The organism is Mycobacterium sp. 155, from assembly GCF_000373905.1.
In the GTDB taxonomy this organism is placed as follows: domain Bacteria; phylum Actinomycetota; class Actinomycetes; order Mycobacteriales; family Mycobacteriaceae; genus Mycobacterium.
The window spans coordinates 2,975,624-2,999,480 of sequence record NZ_KB892705.1; the positions used below are offsets into that span (position 1 = coordinate 2,975,624).

Here is a 23,857-nt window from a genome sequence, read left to right on the forward strand (position 1 = left end):
CTGCCGACTGGGTATACGAGGAGGGATCATGGAGACCTTCACGCTCAGTGCCGGAACATGGATCCGCCGGCTGGTGACCCGCAGTGCGTTGATCCGTGCCAGCGACCGTATCGAGGCAGCTGCGGCCCTTCTCATCTCGATCTTCGTAGTCCTTGCAGTTCCCGTCGCGGGTGCGATGGGAACGACGACCTACGACAGTCGTACGCATGAGTACGCCGCCCAACGCCTCACCGACCACCACGCAGACGCGATCGCAACAGACCACAGCTCGCCAGACAAAAAGCGCCATCAAGATGTCTTCGTGACCCCCGTGCAGTGGCGCTGGGCCGGCCAACGGCACGTCGACACCATCCAGACAACGACGAAGATGAAACCGGGCGACCGCGAACCCATTTGGGTCGACGCCGCGGGCAACCGGACCGTCGCTCCGCCCACCGACCACGACGCTGCCGTTGATGCGGCTACTCTCGCGATTTCGTCGTGGCTGATTGTCGCGGGTACCGGCGCTGCGGTGCTGGCAGTGGTGCACAACCGGGTCGAGCGGCGGCGCTATGCCGAGTGGGACCGTGAACTGGAGGACCTCGCGGAGAACGGCCGGACGAATCGCAGCTGACTGACGGACACCGGCTGCCGGTGCGCTAGCCGACGACGCACGTCATCAGCCCCGTCTGCTCTCATCGCCACGCGCAACAATCACGGGAACATGAGCCTCCTGGGCGACCGTGGCACTGACCGAACCGAGAAACATTTCAGCGAACCCACCACGGCCGTGGCTCCCGAGCACCACCAGCTGGGCCTGTTCCGCATGTTCGATCAGGTGGCCGGTGGGGTTGTCGTATTCGACGAGACGGACGACGCCCACGTCCGGATAGCGCTCCTGTTGGCCCGCCAATGCCTCGGCCAGATTCTTCTCCGCAACTCGTTGCAGAGCCGACCATTCCAGGCTCGGTATCGACGACACTTCGGCATCACTCCATACGTGCAGCGCCAACAAATCCACGCCTCGCCACGAGGCCTCTTCGAAGGCGATCGACACTGCCAACTCGGATGCGCGAGAACCATCTACTCCGACGAGGACCGGCGCTTCCTTGGATTGCACTGCCTGGTTCAGGTCGTGGACCACGGCGACAGGACAATGCGCGTGATGGAGCAAACCCGTGCTGACCGAACCGAGTAGCCGACGATGCCGTCCCGATCGACCGCGACATGCCACCACCACCATGTGCGAATCCTTGGAGAGTTCGACCAGCGTCGCTACCGGTGATCCGAAGTACCGTTGACTGTCGATCTTCAATCCACCGCCGAGACCGGCGTCGGACTCAGCAGCCGCCATGGCGTCCGCGACGATGGTGTGCGCCTGGTTCTCCTCGATTTCGAGAACCTCTTCGGGAACTCTCCCGGCGGGCCAGGCGAATATCGATCTCGCCACCGGCAGAGTTGCCGCGGCATGGACCACGGTCAGTGGAAGATTGCGCATCACCGCCTCCTGCGCAGCCCAGCGCACTGCTGCCGTTGCCGACGGCGATCCGTCGACTCCTACCACCACTCCGCGGTGCGGTATGTGTTCGGACATTGCGGGCCCTCCTGCCATGCTCACTCCGCAGCCTCCGTCAGGCCGATGGTCGTGCGTAACCGCACACCACCCACCAGTGCCAGTCTCGGTGTGGCGTAACCATTTTAGGACGCGACAGGCAGTTCGTCTCCACCGACAGGATAGCTCGACCGCTGATAAAGGATCCCGCGGATAAATCTGCCCGCGACTTCACCAAGGAGCTCGCCCCACAGACCACACATTCCCGTCGCGGCACCGACCTGACACACTCACAGAAAAAACCAGACATCTTTCACACCAACGGAATTAATGAGAAATCAGGCTCCGATCAACATCGGGCCGGGACAGACCCTGAACCCTGACTCACCGGGTTGCACCGGAGCTTCCGGCGCGTGCTCCAGCCCCAAAAGCTCCGACCTCCGCTCATGAGGCCCGTTCCGGCAAGCACGACCCCGGCACACGAGGCGCCGCCCGTCCACCAGGCAGCGCCTCCGGCTCCTTGACCTGCTCCGGAACCACGTCCGGCACCCGCTCCGCTGGCTTCTCCGTATGCACCAGAACCTGTGACATCGGAGTATCACTGGGCCGCAATACAGTCACAGGATTCGGCCATCATCGACACCGCCGCCGCCGGCCCCGATGCCACCGGTCCACGATCGGCCGACTAGCATGGGTCGTCCCTCTGGTTTGCACCTATTTCGGTAGGTTCCGGCCCCCGTAGCTCAGGGGATAGAGCACGGCTCTCCTAAAGCCGGTGTCGCAGGTTCGAATCCTGCCGGGGGCACACTCGCAAACTCGAGAAGCTTTGGTCACACCTGTCACATTGACCCCGGGGAAAACCCTGGACATGCCCTCTGTAAAACTGGCATCACCGGTGGCATCAAATTTGCTGGTATCACCCGTGATAGCGCATGTGCCCGCGGTATCTGCCTCAAGATCCGCAACCGCGCTAATGTTGTCGCCCGGCGAGGGTGCGGGTGCATTCTCCGCGAATGCCGGTCGACAGCCGCGTGAGAATCAGAACCTGGATCGCGCGGCGTCGGTTCGCATATCCGTCGCAGTCGACGCCCGAATTCTCCTATTACACGAAGGAATTACATTGGGCGCAGCGGTTCGCGCTGGATAACCGCGCCGCGACGATAGACCGTTTTCCGCGCGGTACTGGCAAGGTAGATGGGTAGCGATGCCGATGCCCCAGAAGGAGCAACATGGCGGCCGCGACGTATGGCTGACCCACAAGGGTGCTGTCGGACGCATGAAGGTGCCCGCGCCGTCATTCCGGGCTCGATGGGTCCACAGTCATAGGTCGTGCGCGGCAAAGGAAATCCCGCGGCACTGTACTCTGCCCCGCACGGAGCCCGCCACAGGTCCTCAACCTGAAGGGCAGCTGAGGTGCATACGCGTCGATACCGTCGGTACTGCCTAGCGCCGATTCTTCGGCCCTGGCCACCACCGGGCACCGATCGAACCACACGGGTGTAATTCATCCCCACTGTGGATAGCGCCTGTGGATATAGCTTCGTCGTCCGACCCGCCGATACGCACGGCGACCGCAGAATGTTCACCCACATCCGGGATAGCTGTCTCACAACCGGGGCTACCAGGCATAACGCCCGCAAGGGCCAGTGCGACCAGCTGCTCACAAAACCCGCACTGCGCGTAGCCATTTTCAGCAGTGGTAGCGTCCGGACTATCTGTTGTGTGTGGCGAGGGGCACTAAATGGCAGGTCTTACAGTTGACGTTGCGGGCTTGAACGCGGGCGCGGCACGTAGTACGGATATCGCGGATAGGCTCGCGGAAAATCTGGAAACCGGCCACGGTCCAGGTGGACAGCCCAGCCACGCAGGAGTCTCACGGTTTGGCGCTGCGGTCATCTCCGTCCGTATCCGTCAGTCGGCCCGGATCAGCAGACACCACACGGCAATGAGCACAGCAGCGGTCCGCTATGCCGGAACCGATGACGAAGGTGCGGGTGCAGTTACCCGATCGGTATGAACTCGGCCGCTTCGCCGGAACCGGTTCTCCCCTCACGGTCTCAGATTGAGAATTGGGACACTTCTCACCTAGCGGTAGCAGCAAATCGGTGGCGCACATCTGCCAGCGAGTCCGACACACTGTTCGCACAGCACCGTTTGAATGTGGCGATGCCCGGAGGCACTGAATGGGAAGGTGAGGCCAAGGACGCCGCACTGGACCGGGCAACCGCCGACGCCGCCGTCGTCCGCAGTCACGCCAACGTCATCGTGGAGGCGGCTGACATCGCAGAGAACGGCATCGCGGACATTCACGCCGCACAACGCAAGGTCCTTGAAGCAATAACCGAGGCGGAGGACGCAGGCTTCAAGGTCGGCGACGATCTCTCGGTGCGCGACACCCGCCGTGCCGACCTCTTGAACATGTCTGCCCGCCACACGGCCGCCCGCGGGTACGAAGAAGACATCCGCTGGAACGCCGAGCGCCTGGTGGCCGCCGACACCTTCATCAGCGATCGCCTGCAGGCCAAGGCCGGTGAACTGGACGACATCAGGTTCGACGGCGAGGAGCACGGCTGAGTGCGGTGAAGCCGAAACATGGCGGCAAATACGCACAAAGCAACGACAAACGTCCGGTTGAATCGTCCCTGGTCACTCTCCTAGTTGCAGAAGCCTCCCCGCCACGGAGAACGTCTGGATTCTGGGCGGATACCAGAGTGACTTCGCCCGCAATCTGACCCGCGAGGACCTTGATTTCGCCGATCTGACTTGCGAAATCGTCGACAACACGCTGGCTGCAGCGAAAGTCGAGGCCTCTGAGATCGGCGTCGTCCACGTCGCGAATGCGTTCGGCGAGTTGTTTGCTCACCAAGCACACCTCGGCACGATGCCGGCTACCGATCACGAGGGCCTCTGGGCGATTCCGGCCTCGCGCCACGAAGCGGCTTGCGCATCGGGCAGCATCGCCACCCTCGCCGCCGTCTCGGATCTACGCTCCGGGGCCTACGAAAGCGCGCTGGTGATCGGGGTCGAGTTGGAGAAAACTGTGCCGGGCAACATCGCCGCACGTCATCTCAACGCGACGTTCTCTTGGCCATCGGTGTTCTCTCAGATCGACGGGGCAAATACCTTCGGCACGTTGAACTTCGGCGGCAGCACCGCCACGATCGTCAGTTTCGTCGTCACACGAGGTTCGGCCGCGTGACCCTGCACCCAGGAGCACGGACTTTGATGAACGAAGACTGCTCCGGGGTGGGCAATATTGGGGTCGGCCAGCCCCCGGGTTGGTCAGCGATCGAGCCGGAATCGCAGATTGTTGCGCGCAGCATGCCATTCGATGTCGAGGAGTGAGTACACCACAGTGTCCCGCCGCGAGCCGTCAGGCGCGATCTGGTGGCTGCGCAGCACCCCGTCCAGCTTGGCACCCAACCGTTCGATCGCGGCCCGGCTGGCGAAGTTGAAGAAATGGGTGCGGAATTCCACTGCTACGCAGTTCAATTCGTCGAAGGCGTGGCTGAGCATCAGCAGCTTCGTCTCGGCGTTGACCCCGGTGCGACGAACATCCCGGACGTACCAGGTATGGCCGATCTCCAGCCGGCGGTTGGGCCCGTCCACATGCAGATAGCTGGAGGAGCCGACGAGCCGGCCGTCGAGCGCCCGGACCACAAAGCTCACCCCGGCGTCGGCCGCCCGCAGCTCCAGCATGCGCTCGACCCATTGCTCGGCCCTACCGGGAGCCGGAGTCATGGTGTACCAGAACGTGCCCAACTCACCGTCGGCAGCGACAGCGTCGATCTCCGGGATATGCGCACGGGTCAGCGGTTCCAGCCGGACCCACTGCCGACCGGTCAGTTCCACCGGTTTGACGAATTCGCTCATGAGCTCATTTTCTTTCCCAGAGTGGACACCAACGCCCACACCGAACACGCCGCGGCGGCCACAGCCAGTCCGCCGCCGACATAGAGGCCGTAGCCCGCTGCGACCGGAGGTTTGACGTTGAGGAAGTAGTACCACCCGGTCATTGCGATCAGCAGTAGCGAAACCAGCAGCGCCGCAGCCGATGCCATCCGCTCGGACAACCCTCGCCCAGCCATGGCGCCGGCCACGATCAGCGTGGAGGAGAGCAACACGATCAACTGCCCTGCGCCGAAACCGTGGTGGAGCACGATGCTGCCGACCGCTCCGCCGATCGCGTTGGCCCGGCCGCCGCCGTTGGCGCTCGTTGTCAACCACGGCAACCAGGCGACCACCACCAGAATGGCGGCGCACAGGGCTACCAGCCAACCTGGACGCAGACGCACCATAGCGACGAGACTATCGGGTGTGACGTTGCTACCGGACTGGGCCCGCAAGCTCGATCTGTCGCCACACCCGGAGGGCGGCTGGTACCGGGAGACCTGGCGCAGTGACCTGAGCGTGAGCGAGGCTGCGCTGCCCCCGGGCTACAACGGCCCGCGCAGTGCGGGTACGGCGATTCTGTTCTTGCTGATGCCCGGACAGCAGTCTGCCTGGCACACGGTGCGCAGTGCCGAACTGTGGTTCCACCACCGCGGTAGTCCACTGGTGCTGGAAATCGGCGTTGAACAGGACGACGCGGCGACGCACGTGCTCGGCCCCGACATCACGGCCCGGCAGCATCCGCAATTGCTGGTGCCGCCGGGCCACTGGCAGCGGGCGCGACCGCTGGATGACGAAGCGGCGCTGGTCAGTTGCGTGGTGGTGCCGGGCTTCGACTTCGCCGACTTCGCGCTGGGCGCGATGTCCGACTGAGCACACCCAACGCGGCGGGAGAACCGTCCGGAAGACTGAGGTCAGTCCTGCAGCGAGGACAGATTGAACGTGGCACCGGTCGGGTCGGCGACGGCCCCCAATCGGCCGTACGGGGTGTCCTCGGCGGCGCGCACGACGGATCCGCCGTTCTTGACAATCAGCTCGACCGTCTTGTCGACGTCGCCGGCACCCAGGAACGCGGTCCAGGTCGACGGAACGCCTTCGGGCAGGAACGCGCCGCCGTCCATCACACCGAGCAGCTCTTGGCCATCGAACACCGCTGTGCTGTAGCGGAACTCGTCGGTGTCGGACACCGTATGGGTGGTCCACCCGAAGACCTGTCGGTAGAAGTCCAGCGCCCCGACGTAGTCACGCGTGGTGAGCTGAAAGTACAGCGGTGCGCCTGTTTCGTTGAAGGCCTGGTAGCCGGCATGCCCGGTCGGCTGCCACAGCCCGAAGAAGCCGCCACTCGGGTCGGTGATCATCGCCATCCGGCCCTTGCCAGGGATGTCCATCACCTGACCGCAGCTGCTGCCGCCGGCCACAGCGGCCGCGGCCACGGTAGCGTCGGCATCAACGGTGTGCAGGTAGGTGGTCCACACATCGGGGGTATTCCATTCCGGATTGTTCTGCATGAGTCCGGCCACCAATCGGTCTCCCAGGAAAGCACTGACGTAGCCGCCATACTCGGGCCCGCCGGTCTCATATCTCCAGCCGAAAACCGCACTGTAGAAGTCCTTGGCGCGCTCGACGTCAGAGGTGGTCAGGTCGAGCCACACGGGCGCGCCCAACGGCGCGGTCAAACGGGTAGCCATGGTGTCTCCTTCTCGGTGAGTCGGTCAAAGGTATCGACCGCCACCGGCAGGAGAACTCATCGCACGCTGCCCCTTTCAACGGCGAGCAGACATCTAGGTACGCGACACGCCGGTGTTGAGGTACCGCCGCGTCTGCTCGGCGGAGAACGTTACGGGGCGTACAGGGACTTGAACTTGTTCAGGGAGTTCTGAATATCACTGCGGAGCGCAGCCGCCACGACCACGCCGATCGGCCCGAACAGCGCCGGGCCGCCGAGATGCACGTCGAACGTCACCGTCGCCCCCTCGCCGCCGTCGACCACCGCCGGTTTGATCTTGCCGAGCAGCTTGACCTTGACCCCACCCCGGCCGTCGCCATTGAGGGTCAGAGCCTCCGGCGGTCGGTAGTGCACGAGCGTCCACTTGATGCGGTTCAGCATGCCTTTGACCTCGACGATCGAGTCGATGACCGTGCCCTTTTCCAGGGTTTCCGGCAGCTTCGACCGCCACGCCCGGTGAATGCTCAACCACTCGTCGTAGCGAGACAGATCCGAGGCATATTCCCAGGCCTTCTCCGGTGGCAGTGGAACGTCAACGGAGACAGAAAGTTTCGCCATAGATTATTGCGTCGGCTCGTCCTTGTGGATGGCATTCTTGGCGGCATCCTGCACCTTGTCCACAACGCTCGAGAATTTGCCGTCGGTCTTCTCGTCGAGCATGTCGCCTGCCTTGTCGATGGCGGTGTCCACCTTGTCGGCGTTTTGCGACAGCAGGTCTTTGGCCTTGTCCAGGAAACTCATGTGCCCACCCTATCGTCTGAGACTCGTCGGAAACGCGGGACGCATTTCGCCGCCAGTCTGCCGCGTCTCAGCTATCTCCACAAGCGCCGCCGTTCACCCAGCACAGCGCCCTGCACCCACCACAACACTTCGATGATCACCGCACCGATCAGGCCGATCCCAAGGGCAACCGAGGTCACCGCGAGATTGGAAGGATCCAGCATGAACAGACGCTGGGCCAGCGGCAGGGAAAAGATCACCACATAGGCCAGACCCGACACCACGACCAGAGCCACTCGCCACCACTCGTAGGGCCTTGCCACCACGGACAGCACCCACAGCGATGACACCAGCAACGTGATCAGGGCGGCAGTCGAGGCCTGCGTCTGTTCGGTTTCACTCGCCGCACGGCCCTGATACGCGATCAGATAGGACACAAACGTGGTGGTGCCCACCACCAGACCCGACGGCAAGGCCGCCGTCATGACGCGACGCACGAATCCCGGGTGGGCCCGCTCGGTATTCGGTGCCAGCGACAGGATGAACGCCGGGATACCAATGGTGAACCAGGCGGCGATGGTGACGTGGATCGGCTGGAACGGAAACAACAGCGGATCAGTGCCGAAGAACCGCGACGACAACCCCGCACACGCCACCAGGATGGCCAACAGCACCGAGTAGACGGTCTTGGTCAGGAACAGATTCGACACCCGCTCGATATTGCCGATCACGCGGCGACCCTCGCCGACCACATAGGGCAGCGTCGCGAACTTGTTGTCCAGCAGCACGATCTGCGCCACAGCCCGCGACGCCGGGCTGCCCGACCCCATCGCGACGCCGATGTCGGCGTCCTTGAGCGCGAGCACGTCGTTGACGCCGTCGCCGGTCATCGCGACGTTGTGTCCGCGCGACTGCAGCGCATGCACCATCGCGCGCTTCTGGTCCGGCCGCACCCGACCGAACGTGGTGTACTCCTCCAGCGTGTCGGCCAGCTCCTCGGGCTCCTCGGGCAGCCGGCGAGCATCCAGGGTTTCCCCGTGCAGCCCCAGCTTCGCGGCCACCGCACCCACCGACACCGCGTTGTCCCCGGAGATTACCTTGACCGTGACATGTTGTGAGGCAAAGTATTCCAGTGTGTCGCGAGCGTCGGGCCGCACCCGCTGCTCCAGCACCACCAGAGCCACCGGGGTGACGACGCCCGGGGCCTGCGGCGCGTCGACCGGCAGGTCGGAGGAGCCGAGCAGCAGCACCCGCAGTCCCTGCGCGCCGATCTGCTCGGCTTCTTCTGCCACCGGAGAAGCCGGATCCAGCAATACATCCGGCGCACCGATCACCCAGTTGCCGTGCTCACCGTAGGACGCGCCGCTCCATTTGGTCGCAGATTTGAACGGCGCCGTCGCGGTGGCCGTCCACCCCGGCGGCATCCGATACGCCTCGCCGATGGCGGCCATACTGGCGTTGGGCCTGGCATCGTCGGCCGCGAGCTGGGCCAGCACGTCAGGCACGTTTTGTTGTTCAAGGGTCTTCAGATCGCTGACCCGCATGCCGTTCTCGGTCAACGTGCCGGTCTTGTCGGCGCACACCACGTCCACCCGGGCCAGCCCCTCGATCGCGGGCAACTCGTTGACCAAGCACTGCCGGCGGCCCAGCCGCACCACCCCGACCGCGAACGCGATCGACGTCATCAGCACCAGCCCTTCGGGCACCATCGGCACCAGCGCCCCGACCATGCGCAGTACCGCGTCATGCCAGTCGGCCCGGGTGGTGAACAGTTGCGTGTAGATGGTCAGCAGCCCGGCAGGCACCAGAAGATAGGTGATGAACTGAAGGATCTTGTTGATGCCGTTACGCAGTTCGGATTTGACCAACGTGAACTTCGAGGCCTCTTCGGCAAGCTTGGCGGCATAGGCCTCGCGCCCGACTTTCGTGGCGCGGTAGGCCCCGGCGCCTGCCACCACGAAACTGCCGGACATCACGGCATCGCCGACGTGCTTGACGATCGGATCGGCCTCGCCGGTGAGCAACGACTCGTCGATCTCGAGACTGGACTCCTCCAGGACCTCACCGTCCACGATGATCTGGTCACCCGGACCCAGCTCGATGACGTCGTCGAGCACGACCTCACTGGGCAGCCGCGGCTCACTGCCGGATTGCCTACGCACCTTGGGTTTCGCCTGCCCGACGATGGCCAGCTTGTCCAGAGTCTGCTTAGCCCGCAGCTCCTGGATGATGCCGATAGCGCTGTTGGCGATGATCAGCAGCCCGAATGCCCCGTTGATCACCGAGCCGGTCGACAGCACGATGAGGAACAGCACACTCAGGATCGCGTTGATGCGGGTGAAGACGTTGGCCCGCACGATGTCCGAGACGCTGCGCGCGGCACGAGTCGGCACATCGTTGGTCTTGCCTTCGGCGACCCGCTGGGCGACTTCGGCATCGGTCAGCCCGGCGGATGTCATGGTCGTCACCGGTACTGAACTCTCCTCACGCAACGGGCTCATCGGCACTTTCTCTCTTCGCGCAAGCGGCTCATCGGTACTCAATTCTCTTCGCGCAAGCGGCTCATCGGTACTCAATTCTCTTCGCGCAAGCGGCTCATCGGAAAAAAGTCCCCATTCCGTCCTCGTCGTAATACTCAAGTGTCAGCTTGTCACCGGCGAACGTCGCCTTGGAAACCGTTCCCGGCGGGGCGTTCTCGGTGACGAACATGAAGGTGAAGACGTCACCATCCCAATGCCCGAGGGGTACCCACAACTTCGAACCCAGCGCCAGCATCAACTTGCCATCCACCTCGGTGACGGTGGCGGGCCCCCAATAGTCGTTGCGATACACGCCTGTGTAAGCCGAAAGAGGTTTGGCGGGAGCCGGATTGGCCGGTGGGCGCTTGCCCACCAGGGCTCCCTCGGGCGCATCCATCGGCGCGAACGCATTGGCGTAGAGCGTGCGCCAGTCCTCACGTACCTCACCGAACTGCACGAGGTCGGCGAACTCTGCGGTCAGGGTCTCCGGGATGCCAGTCGGAGTGGCATTGGTCAACGCGACGATCGCAACATCGGCAGACGGAATGATGAGGAAGTTGGTGGCCGCTCCGAGATCGAACGCTCCGGAATGGCTGAGCTGCATGCGGGCCGCCGAGGTCGAGCCGACATTGAATCCATAGCCGTAGAAACCCGACCGCATCGCCGGTTCGGTGGCCCGGGCGGACACCACCTGCGGCGTGACTGCCGGCAACAGCGCCTTGGGGTCCACGATCTGGCGTCCGTCGAAGTTGCCGTCAGCCAGCACCATCCTCAGCCAGCGGGCCACGTCGTTGAGCGATGAGCTGACCCCGCCGGCCGGGGATTGCGCGTCGGCGTCGCGCACGTACCGCGGCTCGTAGCGATCACCGATCCGGATGTGGCCGACGGCGCGGTCCGGCCGGGCGGCATAGTCGGCGAAGCGCGAACTCGTCGCGTTCATCCCCAGCGGACGGTAGAGCACGTCCTGCGACAGATCCTCCCAGCTCCTGCCTGCGCCGGTGGCGACCGCCTCGGCAGCGGCGGTGAAACCGAAGTTGGTGTAGGCGTACGAGATCCGGAACGGCTCCAAGGGCAGCATGCGCAACCGGCCGATCACCTCACGTCGGTCGTAGCCCAGGTCTTCGAGCTTGTCCCCGGCGTGGTCGGGCAGCCCGGACCGGTGCGCGAACAGATCACCGACGGTGACCAGGCCGGTGGTGGTCGGATCGGAAAGCGCAAACCACGGCAGTTTCGAGACGATCGGGGTGTCCCAGCCGATCGCCCCAGTCCCGACTTGGTGGGCGACGACCGTGGCCGACAGCGATTTGGACAGCGACGCCAGCTGGAACACCGTATCGGCGTCGACCCGATTGTCCGGACCGTCGCCGTTGCGCACGTCACGTACACCGAAGCCCTTGGCATACACGGTTTTTCCACCGTGCACCACAGCAACTGCCAACCCGGGGATACCGGACGAACGCATGAGCTCGGTGGCGATACCGTCGAGTTTGTCCACCGCTTTCGCCACAGCGTCATCGGGCAGCGGTAACGCCGGCACCAGCGGTGGCGGCAGCTCACTGAGTTGCCGCGCAGGTTCGGACGGCCCGGTGCAGCCGGTCAACAGGGCCAGCCCCAGCACAAGGCCGGCGAAGGAACGAACGGTGTTCACAGCACGCGAGTATGCCCGCAATCCTGCGGGTATTCGGGCCAATGGCGCTACAGCTGCCACCACGGGTCCAGTGTGGGCGACTGGTGATCGACCCGCTGTCCCGGCCGCGGTACGGCAACCTGGATACCCGCCGGGTCCGCGGCAGCCAGCAACCGCTGCACCGGCTCGGCCCACGGATGCGGCGCCAACCGGAACGTTGCCCAGTGGATCGGCACCAGCAGCCCGGACTCCGTGAAGTCCAGGTGAGCGCGCACCGCCTCCTCCGGGTTCATGTGGATATCCGGCCATGCCGGGTGATAGGCCCCGATCGGCAGCAGCGTCAGATTGAAGGGTCCGTGGTCCGCACCGATCTCGGCAAAACTCTTGGTGTAGCCGGTATCTCCGCCGAAGAATGCGCGGTGGCGCGGCCCGACGATCGCCCACGACGCCCACAGCGTGGTGTTGCGGCGCAACGTCCGCCCGGAGAAGTGTCGAGCCGGCGTGCACACCAGGGTCAGCTCACCGATGCGGTGGCTTTCGTTCCAATCCAGCTCGACGATGCGCGGCTCCGGGATACCCCACTTGCGCAGATGCACGCCGATCCCCAGCGGCACCACGAACGGTGCCCGCTGGGTCCGGGCCAGCCCGATGACAGTGTCGATGTCGAGATGGTCGTAGTGGTCATGGCTGATCAGCACCGCGTCGATCGCGGGCAGTTCATCCAGCGCCAGGGGCGGTTCGTGCAGCCGTTGCGGCCCGACGACCCGCGACGGTGAGCAGCGGCGACTCCAGATCGGATCGGCCAGCACCCGGTACCCGTCGACCTCGACCAGCGCACTGGAATGGCCATACCACGACACCGCGCACTCCCCCGCCGGCCCATCGACCGGTTCGGCCAGCGGGATCGGGCCGACCGGCCAGCTAGCGCCCCGGCCATATTGCTCCTCGCGTCCGCGGCGGGAGCCGAACATCTCGCTGATCAGCAGACGCCGCACCTCGCGGTCCATGCTGATGCCCGGCGACGCCGGTTCGATGTTGACGAAGACCCCGCCGGTGTACTGCGGGGACCGCTGGACCACCGGCCGGATCTCCCGCTGGCCGGCGCCCACAGCAGCTGCCGTGCCGCTCAGCGCACGCAACAACCAACCACCGGCAAGCAGCGAGGTGGACCGGACCCCGAATCGCAGCGCAGCGCGCAACACCTCAGGCCCCGGTGAAGTTCGGTGGCCGCTTCTGCATCCGCGCCACCTGCGCCTCGATGACGTCGCCGCTGGACCACGCCTTGTCGAACAGTTCCTTGTGCTCAGGCCACTGTTCTTCATAGGCACCGTCATCGTTGAGCACCCGTTTGGCATGCTGCAGGGCCAGCGGCGCAAAGCCGGCGATCTCGGCGGCCCACTTCTGCGCGTCGACGAGCGTGCCGATGCGGTTGGCCATGCCGGTCTGCAGTGCCGCTTCGGCCGTGAGCTTCTCGGCGGCCAGCAGCATGCCGCGGGCCCGGCCGTGGCCGACCAGCGAAGTCAGTCGGCGGATGCTCCAGTTATCAAGAGCCAGGCCGTATTTGGCGACGGGAAACTGGAAGTACGCGGAGGCGTCCACCACCCGCAGATCGCAGATCATGGACAGGATCACCCCGGCGCCGATCGCCGGGCCGTTGATGGCGCCGATGACCGGAACCGGCGTCTTGTCGATCGCGAGGTTCAGAGCCAGGGCCTTGTCGGGCAGCTTCTCGGCCATACCCGTCGCGTCGGTCAGATCAGCACCGGAGCTGAACACCGGGCCCTGGCCGGTCAGCACGATCGCGCGGACATCCTCGCCGGCCGCGCTTTCGACCGCTTCGCGCAGGCTGTCGACGAGTTCACAGTTCAGCGCGTTGCGCCGCTCTTGACGTTGTAACTCCAGAGTCAGGACATTGCCGTCTCGGGTGACACCAATCATGTCGCCAGCCTAACCATGTACTTCGAGGTCGCCGGTCTGCGCAGTTCTCACCGCTGACCAGCTGGCCAGTCAGGTTAGCCTTCTGCTGTGAGTCGTATCGGCGCCCTTGCGCTACGTGATGCCGTGCTGGACGAGGGTTCGTTCGTCAGCTGGGACGCGCCACCGCTGGAGGCCGCCGCCAGTGACGAGTACCGGCGCGAATTGGCGCAAGCGCAGGAGAAGACCGGCCTGGACGAGTCGGTGATCACCGGGGAGGGCACGGTGTTCGGCCGTCGCGTCGCGGTCCTGGCCTGCGAGTTCGACTTTCTGGCCGGGTCGATCGGGGTGGCCGCCGCTGAACGGATCACCGCGGCGGTCGCCCGCGCGACGGCTGAGGGGCTGCCGCTGCTGGCGTCGCCGAGCTCGGGCGGCACGCGGATGCAGGAGGGCACCGTCGCGTTCCTGCAGATGGTCAAGATCGCCGCCGCCGTCGAGCTGCACAAGCGGGCCCATCTGCCCTACATCGTCTACCTGCGCCATCCCACCACCGGCGGGGTGTTCGCGTCGTGGGGATCACTGGGTCACGTCACCGCCGCCGCGCCCGGCGCGCTGATCGGGTTCCTCGGTCCCCGGGTGTACGAGCAGCTCTACGGCGAGAAATTCCCGTCCGGCGTGCAGACCGCGGAGAACCTCTTCCAGCACGGCGTCATCGACGGCGTGGTGCCGGTGGAGGCGCTGCGCGCGGTGCTGCACCGCACCCTGACGGTGATGTGCGACTCCCCTGGGGCACCACCGCCCGAACCGCCGCCGGCGTCGCCGCCCGACGTGCCGGCCTGGGATTCGGTGACCGCGTCACGCCGACCGGACCGGCCCGGCGCCGAGTACGTGCTGAAGCACGGTGCCACGGATCGCGTGCTGCTGTCGGGTACGGGTGGCGGTTCGGGGCAGATGTTGTTGGCGCTGGCACGCTTTGGCGGACAGCCCGCCGTGGTGCTCGGCCAGCAGCGCATCGGCATGGTCGGTCCGGCGGCGCTGCGCGAGGCCCGGCGCGGCATGGCGCTGGCCGCCGGCTTGCGCCTGCCGCTGGTGTCGATGATCGACACCGCGGGCCCGGCCTTGTCGGCCGAGGCGGAGCAGGGCGGCCTCGCCGGCGAGATCGCCCGCTGCCTGGCCGAATTGGTGACGCTGGAAGTGCCGACGGTGTCGGTGCTGCTGGGCCAGGGCAGTGGCGGGCCGGCGCTGGCGATGGTGCCCGCCGACCGAGTGCTGGCCGCCGCCAACGGCTGGCTGGCCCCGCTGCCACCCGAGGGGGCCAGCGCGATCGTGTTCCGCGATACCGCACATGCCCCGGAACTGTCTGCCGCACAAGGCATCCGGTCCACGGATCTGTTACACAACGGGATCGTCGACGCCATCGTGGCCGAGCGGCCGGACGCCGCCGACGAACCGACGGAATTCACCGCACGGCTGTCGGCGACCATCGCCGGTGAACTGCACCGGCTGCGCACCATGCCCGACGCCGAGCGGATCGGCATGCGCCTGCACCGCTACCGCCGGATCGGATTGCCCGGTTGACCGTGAAAGCTCGGTCGATCAAAACGCGTTGAGTCGGTGATGTGCTGCGCCGGCCGCTGTGGCGAGTGTGTAGCTTGTCGAGGCGTTTTTGGCCTGTCGCCACCGGAACCTACACACTCGTCACAGCGCCCCGCAGGGTATATCGCGCCTGACGCCGAGGTTCGCGCTCGTAACTTGGTGGCGGGGTTTGCGCGGATGTTCCGCCCTGGCGTTACGTGAGGGCGACGCCCATCCCCTGTCCCGATGGCATCCTGGGGTGGTGGAGCCGATGCTGCAGTTCGCCGGGAACTTCTGGTGGCTGATCTTTCCGCTCGGCGGCGCGATCGGCGGTGGGATCAAAGCGGTCGCCGCCGCCAACGAACGCCGGGCCGAGCGTCGTCTGGAGCGCTACCGCATCAAGCAGCAGACCAAGATCGAGCTGGCGCGCGCCGCAGGTAGCGCCAAGATGTCGGACTCGGCCGCGCAGCGGGAACTCAAGAAGCTGCTCGAACAGCACGACTGCACCAATGCCCGGTGGCTGGACTACGAGATGGACATCGCCAAGCTGCTGGATTTCCCGCTCATGACCGATATGCGTGAGCCGCTGACCATCGCCTTTCACAAGACGCGCAGCCGCGCGGAGTGGCTGCGTCCCGACAAACTCGAGGACATGCTCGGCGACCGTGACGCCCAATTGGAGTATCGCGACGCTGTGCACGAGTACGCCTCGGCATTCGAAGTCGCCGAGGCCGAGGCAATCCGGCGGCGGCGCAGCGATTTCTCCCCAGAGGATCAGGAGCGGCTGGCGCGCGCCCAGCAGCTGCTCAGACTTGCCTCCGATGCGGCGGCCACACCCCAGGAGCGGCAGAACGCCTACAGTAAGGCGCGCCGGGAGCTCGACGGTCTGTTCGTGCTGCCGGCCACCGCCCGGGCAGCCATCGAACGTGGGATCGCCGGCGAACTCGAAGCGTGAGCGCCGTCAGGCCAGCGAGTCCACCCAGGCGCGGTGCAGTTCGGCGTAGTGGCCGTCGCGCTCGATGAGCTCGGACGGCGGCCCGTCCTCGACGATGCGTCCGTGTTCGAGCACCAGCACCCGGTCGGCGATTTGCACTGTGGACAACCGGTGGGCGATCACCAGCGCGGTGCGGTCTGCGAGCACGGTTTCCAGTGCCCGCTGCACCATCCGCTCGCTGGGGACGTCGAGTGATGACGTGGCCTCGTCGAGGATCAGCACCGCCGGATCGGCCAGGAACGCCCGGGCGAACGCCACCAGTTGCCGTTGCCCCGCCGAGAGCCTGCCGCCGCGCTTGGCGACGTCGGTGTCATACCCGTCGGCCAGTGCGTCGATGAACCGGTCCGCGCCCACCGCGATCGCAGCTGCCCGCACCTCGTCATCGGTGGCATCGGGGCGGCCGAACCGGATGTTGTCGGCCACGGTGCCCTCGAACATGAAGTTCTCCTGGGTGACCATCACGATGTGCCGGCGTAGTTCGGACTGCGACAGGTCACGCAGGTCCACACCGTCGAGTGTCACTGCTCCCGAGGTCGGATCGTAGAACCGCGCGATCAGTTTGGCGATCGTCGTCTTGCCGGCACCGGTGGTGCCCACCAGAGCCACCGTCTGCCCGGCAGGCACCCGGACATTCAGCCCCGGCAGCACCGTCCGGCCGAGGGCATAGCCGAATGTCACATCGCGGAACTCGATGTTGCCCTTGATGTTCGACAGCTTCACCGGATGTTGCGGGTCGGCGATGCCGGGACGCTCGGTCAGTACACCGGCCAACTTCTCCAGCGCCGACGAGGCCGACTGGAAGGTGTTGAAGAACTGCGAGATCTCCTGCATCGGCTCGAAGAACATCCGCAGGTACAGCAGGAACGCCGCGAGCGTGCCGACCGTCATATCGTCGTGCAGCACCCGGGAACCGCCGTAGAGCAGCACCACGCCCGTGGTGATGTTGCCGACGAGTTTGACGCCAGGCATGAAGATCGCCAGCAGCTTGAACGTCTTCTCGTTGATCGCGCGATATCCGTCGGCGATGTCGGAGAAGATCTCCTGGTTGCGCGGCTCACGGCGATAGGCCTGTACCGCCTTGATGCCCGTCATGGTCTCGACGAACTGCACGATCACCAGTGCGGCGCTTTCCCGCACCAGCCGGTAGGTCTTGGCCGACTCGTTGCGGAACCACCACACCAGCGCCACCAGAATCGGGAAGGCCGCCAGGCACATCAGACCCAGCCGCCAGTCCAGCGCCACCAGCAGAATCGCCGTTCCGAACAGCGTCAGCACCGCGGTGATCAGGCTGTCGAAACCGGTCTCCAGCATGTCCTGGATGGCCTCGACATCATTGGTCGAGCGACTGACCACGCGGCCCGACGTGTAGCGGTCGTGGAACGCGACATCGAGACGCTGGAAATGCCGGAACACGCGACGGCGCAATTCCAGTAGCACCTTCTGCCCGATGCGGCCGGAGCGGCGCAGGAAGAACATCCGGCTGACCGCCTGCACCACCACTACCGCGCACAGGGTGCCGACGATGACCATCAGCTCATGCGCCGAACCGCCGTCGACGATGGGCGGGATGCCGCGGTCGATACCACGTTGCACGAGCAGCGGGACAGCAAGACGCGCAACGTTTTCCACGATAACGACGAGTGCCAGCACGGCGACGGCCCACCGGTAGGGCCGCAGCAGTGAGCCGAGCAATGCCCTGGCCTCGCGGCGGCGCGGGACGCTCTCGTCGATGGGCAGGTCGTCGTCGGCGTCGTCCCTGACGCGCCCGCGCCAGCCGTCGGTCTCGACCGCAGTCATCGACTCCCACCTCCGATCGTCGCGGGCTCGTCGTCGGCGGCCAGCAGGTAGCGATACTGCGGCACCTCGGCGAGCAGTTCGGCGTGCGTGCCGACGTGCGTGATGGTGCCGTTCTGCAGCAGCGCGACCTTGTCCGCCAGCAGCACGGTCGACGCCCGGTGTGCAACCACAATGCCGGTGACGTCCCGCAGGATGCGGCCCAGCGCCTCGGTCACCGCGGCCTCGGTGTGCACGTCGAGCGCCGACAGCGTGTCGTCGAGCACCAGGATCTTGGGACCGGCCAGGATCGCGCGGGCCAGCGAAAGCCGTTGCCGCTGACCACCGGACAGGGTCATGCCCTGCTCGCCGATGCGGGTGTCGAGACCGAACGGCAGATCGTAGACGAACTGCGCGGCCGCGACGTCGATGGCCTGCGCGAGTTCCTCGTTCGTCGCCCGAGGATGCCCCAGCCGCAGGTTCTCGGCCACCGACATGGAGAACAGCGTCGGATCTTCGAACGCGGTGGCCACCGTCGCGCGCAGTGCGGGCAGGCTCAGCTCCCGAATGTCCTTGCCGTCGATAAGGATCTGTCCCTCGGTGACGTCGTAGAGCCGGGAGAACAGCGCGGCCAGCACCGACTTGCCCGAACCGGTCGAACCGACCAGCGCCACCGTCTCACCCGGCTCGACGGTCAAGTCGACATGGCGCAGCACCCACGCGTCGCTGTCGGGGAACCGAAAACCGACGTCACGCAGCTCGAGCCGGCCACCGTGCGGTGCCACGTCGTGCGGGCCATCGGTGATCTCCCGTGGCGCATCGAAGATCTCGGCGATCCGGTTGGCTGCGGTGAACGATTCCTGGGTCATCGACAGCAAGAACCCCAGCGACGCGATGGGCCACACCAGCGACAGCATCATCGTGATGAACGCGACCAGTGTGCCCATGGTGACGTAGCCGTGACCGGCAGCGTACGCACCGAGCCCCAGCACGACGATGAGCGTCAGGTTGGGGATAACCTCAAGCAGGGTCCAGAATTTCGCCGATACCGTCACCCGGTCGACCTGGGTATCGTGCAGCCGGCTGGCCTGCTCGTCGAACCGGTCGTACGCGTAGTCCTCGCGGCCGAACGACTTCACGACGCGCATACCCAACGCCGACTCCTCGACATGCGTTGCGACATGGCCGGTCTGGTCTTGAGCAAGCCTCGACAGCCGGGTGTACTCGCGTTCGAAATGGAGAACGGTGGCCGCGATCGGCACGATCGACACCAGTACCACGACACCCAGCGGCCAGTACATGGCCAGCAGAATCGCGGTGACCACGACGATCTGCAGCGCGTTGAGGATCAGGAACACCAGCCCGAACGACAGGAACCTGCGGATGGTCGACAGATCGTTCATCACCCGCGACAACAGCTGCCCGGACTGCCAGCGACCGTGGAAACTCATCGGCAGCACCTGCAGCCGCGCGTAGAGATCCTTGCGGATATCGGCCTCGATGCCCATGGTGGCCCGCGCCACGAGCCAGCGGCGGATGAACCACAACACGGCCTCGGAGACACCGACACCCAGTGCGGCCGCGCCCAGTAGCCACAGGCCGTGCTGATCCTGGTGACGCACCGGGCCGTCGATCACGGCCTTGGTCATCAGTGGGATCGCCACCGTGGTACCCAGGCTGACCACCGCGACCACGAGCATCCCGATCCAGCGTGTGCGATATGGCAGGAGATACGGCAGCAATCGCCACAGATCCGAGCTGCCGCGAATCCGCGCCGGTCGGTCAGCGATCGCCGGCGCGGAACGAAGAGCATCTGCTACGGATTCAGCCACTAGTCCCCAATTTTCCCATCTGTTGCAATCGATTTATCGCACGCTGCTGAGCGGCCGATCAGATGAAGAACATCACCGTTCCCACACTCATGACCCTCACCGTAAAACCTCAACAATTGAGGCTCTTGTGACGTATCTGTGGGTGGTTGATTGCGCCTGAATGGCCGGACGCCGTTCTCGGTCTAGGTTTTTGGCTTGTCGAAGGTCAAAAACTCATAGAACGGAGAACGGCGTGCGGAATGCCAGCTTATGGCGTGCGGTGTTGTGCGTCCAGAACACGGTGATCGACGACGTCGAGTTCGATGAGGCAGCGCAGGTGGTTGTGGCCCATGTGCGGCCCCGTCGAGCAGCCCGGGGGCGGTGCGGAACCTGCGGTGCGCGGGCCCGCTGGTACGACCGCGGTCAGGGCCGGCGGCGCTGGCGCGCCCTGGACATGGGCACCATCGAGGTGTTCCTGGAAGCCGATATTCCGCGAGTCGACTGTGCTACCCACGGGCCGACGGTGTGTCAGGTCCCGTGGGCTCGGCACGGCGCCGGGCACACCCGCGCATTCGATCAGCAGGTGGCCTGGTTGGCTACCCACTGCTCCAAACGAGCGATCACCGAGCTGATGCGGATCGCTTGGCGCACCGTCGGATCGATCATCGCGCGGGTGTGGGCCGATACCGCCGCCGGGATCGACGCATTCGCCGACCTGACCCGGATCGGGATCGATGAGATCTCCTACAAACGCCACCACAAGTACCTGACCATCGTGGTCGACCATGACAGCGGCCGGCTGGTGTGGGCCAACACCGGCCGCGATCGGGCGACCGTGCGCGCCTTCTTCGATTCCCTGGAAGCCTCCGGTGCAGGTCGGTGCGCTCGGATCACCCATGTCAGCGCCGACGGGGCCGAATGGATCGCCGACGTGGTCGCCGATCGCTGCCCCGGCGCGATCCGCTGCGCTGACCCGTTTCATGTTGTCGGCTGGGCCAACGAGGCACTCGATGAGGTGCGTCGCCAGGCGTGGAACGCTGCCCGACGAGCAGGTCACACCCAGCGCCACGGGTGGGTCGCTGGCCGGCGTGTCACCGTGGCCACCGGAGAAGCGAAAGCCTTGAAGCGCACCAGGTTTGCGCTGTGGAAGAACCCGGAGAACCTGAGCGAGCGGCAACAGGCGAAACTGGAATGGATCGCCAAGACCGACCCTCGGCTCTACCGTGCCTACCTGCTCAAAGAAGCCCTACGCACGATCTTCAAACTGTCCGTGGACGAGGCCGCCGAAGCACTCGACAAATGGGTCTCCTGGGCGCGGCGCTGCCGCATCGAAGCATTCGTCTTGCTGCAACAACGCATCACCCGCCACCGCAGGCAGATCCTGGCCTCCATCGAACACGGACTATCCAACGGGCTCATCGAATCGGCCAACACCAAGATCCGACTCCTCACCCGCATAGCCTTCGGCTTCGCCACCCCCGAACCCCTGATCGCCCTAGCCATGCTCACCCTCGGAGGACACCGACCAGCCCTACCCGGCCGTCAATGACCCACAGATACGTCACAAGAGCCACAATTGATGAGGTCAACGACTTCCCGGACGCGGCTCAGATGAAACCGAAATACCCGATCACCCCGGCCGCGGCGACCACGACAAGAGGATTGATCTTGGTGAGCAGGAACACTGCGGTGCACACCGCCGTGATGCTGTAGGCCCGCCAGTCGTGGTCGGCGGCCCGGCTCATAACCAGCGACGTGGCCAGGATCAGCCCAACCGTCAAGGGCGCGAAGCCCTTCTCGACGGCCCGGCGCAGCTTGGATCGCTCGGCCTTCTGCCAGAACAGCGTGACGACGTAGACGAACGTGGCGGCGGGAAGCACCATCGCCGCCATCGAGAGGACGCCGCCGATGATCGCGCCGGGAATCCCGGCTGCCTGCAGGCCGGCCCCGTAGCCGACCATCGACACGATCAGGATGCTCGGCCCCGGCGCGGTCTGGGAAATCGAGAAGAGGTCCGCGAACTGGCCGTTGGTGAGCCAGTGCCTGCCGTTGACGGCGTGCATGTGCATCTCCGGCAGAACCACGTTGCCGCCGCCGATGGACAGCAACGACAGCATGCCGAACAGCCCGATCAGCTGCGCATACGTAGCCAACGCGTGGGTATTCACGCCACGGCCCTCATGCGCGATCCGCAGCCGGCTGCTCGCTGGCGCCCCGCGGCCACGCCCAGATCAAGCTGATCGGCGCCAGGATCGCCAGTGTCCCGAGCAGTGGGAAGCGCAGCGCCCCGTTGAGTACGAATGCTCCGGCGAACAACAGCACAGGCACCACGCCCGTGAGGCACTTCTGCCCGGTCTTGATCACCATGGTCAGCGTCAGGGCGACCGCGGCCGCCGACGCCCCGTGCAGCACTCCCTTGACCGCGGGCACCTCCTTGAACCGGAAGTACGCGAACGACAGCGCCAGCACGATCACCAGCGGCACGGCGCACAATCCGAGCACCGCGGCCGCGGCACCGGCCATGCCGCGCATCTTGGTGCCGGCGAATACCGCCATGTTGACCTGGTTGGCCCCGGGCAGGATGCGGCACATCGTCATCGCCGACAGGAACTCGGCCTCGCCGAGCCACCCCTTCTCCACCACCAGCACCTCGCGCGACCAGGCCGACAGCCCGCCACCGAACGAGGCCAGCGCGATGTGGTTGAACGTCCATGCCAGGTCGAACAGTGAAACGCGCTGCACTGGAGGGTCGAGCTGCTCACTCATGGACCAGATCCGGGTCGTGCGGGAAATCGTCCTCGTGATGCCGCGACGGGTCGAGCGGGTCCGGCGGTTCGTAATGGTGCGAGGTTTCCCAGTCGGCGTCGAACACCTGGCCCAATTCCTTGATGGCGGCCGGATCCTCGACCGTGATGCCCAATTCACGACGCAGGTCGAAGGCGCTGCGGTCGATGTTCATCGAACCGACCAGAGCCTGTTTGTCATCGACGATGACGAGCTTGGCGTGCACCCGCAGATTCTTCTGTTTGCGTACCTTCACCCCGAATCGACGCAGGGTCCGCAGCGAGGCGAAGGTGTCGAGGATGTCCCAGTCGCTGATCCCGTGCCGGCCGCCGCACAGCACATGGACGTGGACCCCGCGGCCCACCGCTGCAGCGATGTGGTCGAGGATCACGGCGTCGACGTACTTGGGATGCTGGATCCGCAACCGGTGCTCGGCGGTGTCGATGAGTTTCGCCATGTGATAGCGCGAATTCGAGTTGCTCCACAGCAGCCCGCGATAGACCGTCGGCTCCCAGTCGGCGTGGGACCAGTCCGCGTCGAAAACCTCGACGATCTGGGCCACCTGCGCACTGTCGGTGGTGATGACGCCGTAGTCGCGGGTGAGCGTGAAGTACTTCTCGCACAAGTTGAAAGTGGCCACCAACGCGGATTGCCCGTCCACCACGATCGACTTCTCGTGTGTCACATAGAACGTCGGATTGGACCACTGCACGCTCACCCCGGCACGCGAGAATTGTTCGAACGTCTCGTCATTGACCCGATCCCCGCCGGAACGTTGCGGGTTGAGCATCACCCGTACCGCGACCCCGGCCCGGTGCCGTTCGATCACCGCGGCCACCAACGACGGCTCTGTGAAAGTGAACTGCTTGACGAGCAGCGACTTCTCCGCCGAGGCGATGAAGTCCCGAACCGGTTGCACACCATCGTCGGGTTGAACGATGATCCGCGGCGACACAGGCAGCATAAGGGCCGGATGCTAGCACCGAATGATT

At 65.4% G+C, this 23,857-nt stretch carries 21 protein-coding genes, 1 tRNA gene and 1 pseudogene; 8 read left to right on the forward strand and 15 right to left on the reverse strand.

Annotated features, from left to right (window positions below; translation table 11 throughout):
• Positions 1–28 precede the first annotated feature (28 nt).
• Positions 29–613 (forward strand): hypothetical protein, encoded by a 585-nt coding sequence (locus tag B133_RS0114190; RefSeq protein ID WP_018601970.1) that lies wholly within the window; start codon positions 29–31, stop codon positions 611–613.
• A gap of 45 nt (positions 614–658) precedes the next feature.
• Here B133_RS0114190 and B133_RS0114195 read toward each other — a convergent pair whose 3' ends face one another.
• The gene (locus B133_RS0114195; protein ID WP_026256431.1) at positions 659–1,573 is read right to left on the reverse strand and encodes a universal stress protein; all 915 of its coding nucleotides are present in this window, start codon (positions 1,571–1,573) and stop codon (positions 659–661) included.
• Between the two features lie 690 nt (positions 1,574–2,263).
• Here B133_RS0114195 and B133_RS0114205 point away from each other — a divergent pair.
• The 3 genes and pseudogenes from B133_RS0114205 to B133_RS22820 all read left to right on the forward strand — a co-directional run.
• Positions 2,264–2,336, forward strand: a tRNA-Arg gene (locus B133_RS0114205).
• A 1,361-nt stretch (positions 2,337–3,697) separates the two neighbouring features.
• Entirely contained in the window at positions 3,698–4,105 is a 408-nt protein-coding gene (locus tag B133_RS0114210; RefSeq protein WP_018601976.1) for a hypothetical protein, read from the forward strand.
• Between the two features lie 61 nt (positions 4,106–4,166).
• Positions 4,167–4,640, forward strand: a pseudogene (locus B133_RS22820) (thiolase domain-containing protein); the annotation flags it as partial.
• Between the two features lie 173 nt (positions 4,641–4,813).
• Here the strand turns inward: B133_RS22820 and B133_RS0114220 are convergent.
• Both B133_RS0114220 and B133_RS0114225 read right to left on the reverse strand, forming a co-directional pair.
• Positions 4,814–5,404: a GNAT family N-acetyltransferase gene (locus B133_RS0114220; protein ID WP_018601982.1), complete on the reverse strand. Its 591-nt coding sequence runs from the start codon at positions 5,402–5,404 to the stop codon at positions 4,814–4,816.
• On the reverse strand, positions 5,401–5,829 hold the full coding sequence (locus B133_RS0114225; RefSeq protein WP_018601984.1) for a hypothetical protein: 429 nt from the start codon (positions 5,827–5,829) through the stop codon (positions 5,401–5,403). The genes B133_RS0114220 and B133_RS0114225 overlap by 4 nt, the downstream gene beginning before the upstream one ends.
• A gap of 19 nt (positions 5,830–5,848) precedes the next feature.
• Between B133_RS0114225 and B133_RS0114230 the strand changes: the two genes are divergently transcribed.
• The gene (locus B133_RS0114230; protein WP_018601986.1) at positions 5,849–6,295 is read left to right on the forward strand and encodes a cupin domain-containing protein; all 447 of its coding nucleotides are present in this window, start codon (positions 5,849–5,851) and stop codon (positions 6,293–6,295) included.
• Positions 6,296–6,336: 41 nt separating this feature from the next.
• Here B133_RS0114230 and B133_RS0114235 read toward each other — a convergent pair whose 3' ends face one another.
• From B133_RS0114235 to B133_RS0114265, 7 genes are all read right to left on the reverse strand, one after another.
• On the reverse strand, positions 6,337–7,110 hold the full coding sequence (locus tag B133_RS0114235) for a VOC family protein (protein ID WP_018601988.1): 774 nt from the start codon (positions 7,108–7,110) through the stop codon (positions 6,337–6,339).
• A 149-nt stretch (positions 7,111–7,259) separates the two neighbouring features.
• Positions 7,260–7,706 carry an SRPBCC family protein gene (locus tag B133_RS0114240; RefSeq protein WP_018601990.1) on the reverse strand — a complete coding sequence of 149 codons (447 nt, stop codon included), beginning with the start codon at positions 7,704–7,706 and terminating at the stop codon, positions 7,260–7,262.
• Between the two features lie 3 nt (positions 7,707–7,709).
• Complete coding sequence (locus tag B133_RS0114245; RefSeq protein WP_018601992.1) at positions 7,710–7,889, reverse strand: antitoxin; 180 nt, start codon at positions 7,887–7,889, stop codon at positions 7,710–7,712.
• A gap of 71 nt (positions 7,890–7,960) precedes the next feature.
• The gene (locus B133_RS0114250) at positions 7,961–10,327 is read right to left on the reverse strand and encodes a cation-translocating P-type ATPase (RefSeq protein ID WP_198291071.1); all 2,367 of its coding nucleotides are present in this window, start codon (positions 10,325–10,327) and stop codon (positions 7,961–7,963) included.
• 136 nt (positions 10,328–10,463) lie between these two features.
• Positions 10,464–12,035 carry a serine hydrolase gene (locus B133_RS0114255; RefSeq protein ID WP_026256434.1) on the reverse strand — a complete coding sequence of 524 codons (1,572 nt, stop codon included), beginning with the start codon at positions 12,033–12,035 and terminating at the stop codon, positions 10,464–10,466.
• A 47-nt stretch (positions 12,036–12,082) separates the two neighbouring features.
• Entirely contained in the window at positions 12,083–13,216 is a 1,134-nt protein-coding gene (locus B133_RS0114260; protein ID WP_018601998.1) for an MBL fold metallo-hydrolase, read from the reverse strand.
• 1 nt (position 13,217) lies between these two features.
• Entirely contained in the window at positions 13,218–13,952 is a 735-nt protein-coding gene (locus B133_RS0114265) for an enoyl-CoA hydratase (protein WP_018602000.1), read from the reverse strand.
• A gap of 87 nt (positions 13,953–14,039) precedes the next feature.
• On the opposite strand from B133_RS0114265, the gene B133_RS0114270 reads away from it, so the two are divergent.
• A complete protein-coding gene (locus B133_RS0114270) occupies positions 14,040–15,506 on the forward strand; it encodes a carboxyl transferase domain-containing protein (protein ID WP_026256435.1) in 1,467 nt (488 codons plus the stop codon).
• Between the two features lie 268 nt (positions 15,507–15,774).
• On the forward strand, positions 15,775–16,458 hold the full coding sequence (locus tag B133_RS0114275; RefSeq protein WP_198291072.1) for a hypothetical protein: 684 nt from the start codon (positions 15,775–15,777) through the stop codon (positions 16,456–16,458).
• A gap of 6 nt (positions 16,459–16,464) precedes the next feature.
• Here B133_RS0114275 and B133_RS0114280 read toward each other — a convergent pair whose 3' ends face one another.
• Positions 16,465–18,294 (reverse strand): ABC transporter ATP-binding protein, encoded by a 1,830-nt coding sequence (locus B133_RS0114280; RefSeq protein ID WP_018602006.1) that lies wholly within the window; start codon positions 18,292–18,294, stop codon positions 16,465–16,467.
• Positions 18,291–20,102 carry an ABC transporter ATP-binding protein gene (locus tag B133_RS0114285; protein ID WP_018602008.1) on the reverse strand — a complete coding sequence of 604 codons (1,812 nt, stop codon included), beginning with the start codon at positions 20,100–20,102 and terminating at the stop codon, positions 18,291–18,293. The genes B133_RS0114280 and B133_RS0114285 overlap by 4 nt, the downstream gene beginning before the upstream one ends.
• A gap of 232 nt (positions 20,103–20,334) precedes the next feature.
• On the opposite strand from B133_RS0114285, the gene B133_RS0114290 reads away from it, so the two are divergent.
• Positions 20,335–21,630, forward strand: coding sequence for an ISL3 family transposase (locus B133_RS0114290; RefSeq protein ID WP_026255815.1), 1,296 nt, complete (start codon positions 20,335–20,337; stop codon positions 21,628–21,630).
• Between the two features lie 58 nt (positions 21,631–21,688).
• Here B133_RS0114290 and B133_RS0114295 read toward each other — a convergent pair whose 3' ends face one another.
• From B133_RS0114295 to B133_RS0114305, 3 genes are read right to left on the reverse strand one after another with little or no spacing between them, the layout of a single operon-like run.
• Complete coding sequence (locus tag B133_RS0114295; RefSeq protein ID WP_018602010.1) at positions 21,689–22,249, reverse strand: chromate transporter; 561 nt, start codon at positions 22,247–22,249, stop codon at positions 21,689–21,691.
• Between the two features lie 10 nt (positions 22,250–22,259).
• Positions 22,260–22,847, reverse strand: a complete 588-nt coding sequence (locus tag B133_RS0114300; RefSeq protein ID WP_018602012.1) for a chromate transporter — start codon at positions 22,845–22,847, stop codon at positions 22,260–22,262.
• On the reverse strand, positions 22,840–23,829 hold the full coding sequence (locus B133_RS0114305; RefSeq protein WP_018602013.1) for a phosphatidylserine/phosphatidylglycerophosphate/cardiolipin synthase family protein: 990 nt from the start codon (positions 23,827–23,829) through the stop codon (positions 22,840–22,842). Before B133_RS0114305 ends, B133_RS0114300 begins: the two co-directional genes overlap by 8 nt.
• Between the last annotated feature and the right edge of the window lie 28 nt (positions 23,830–23,857).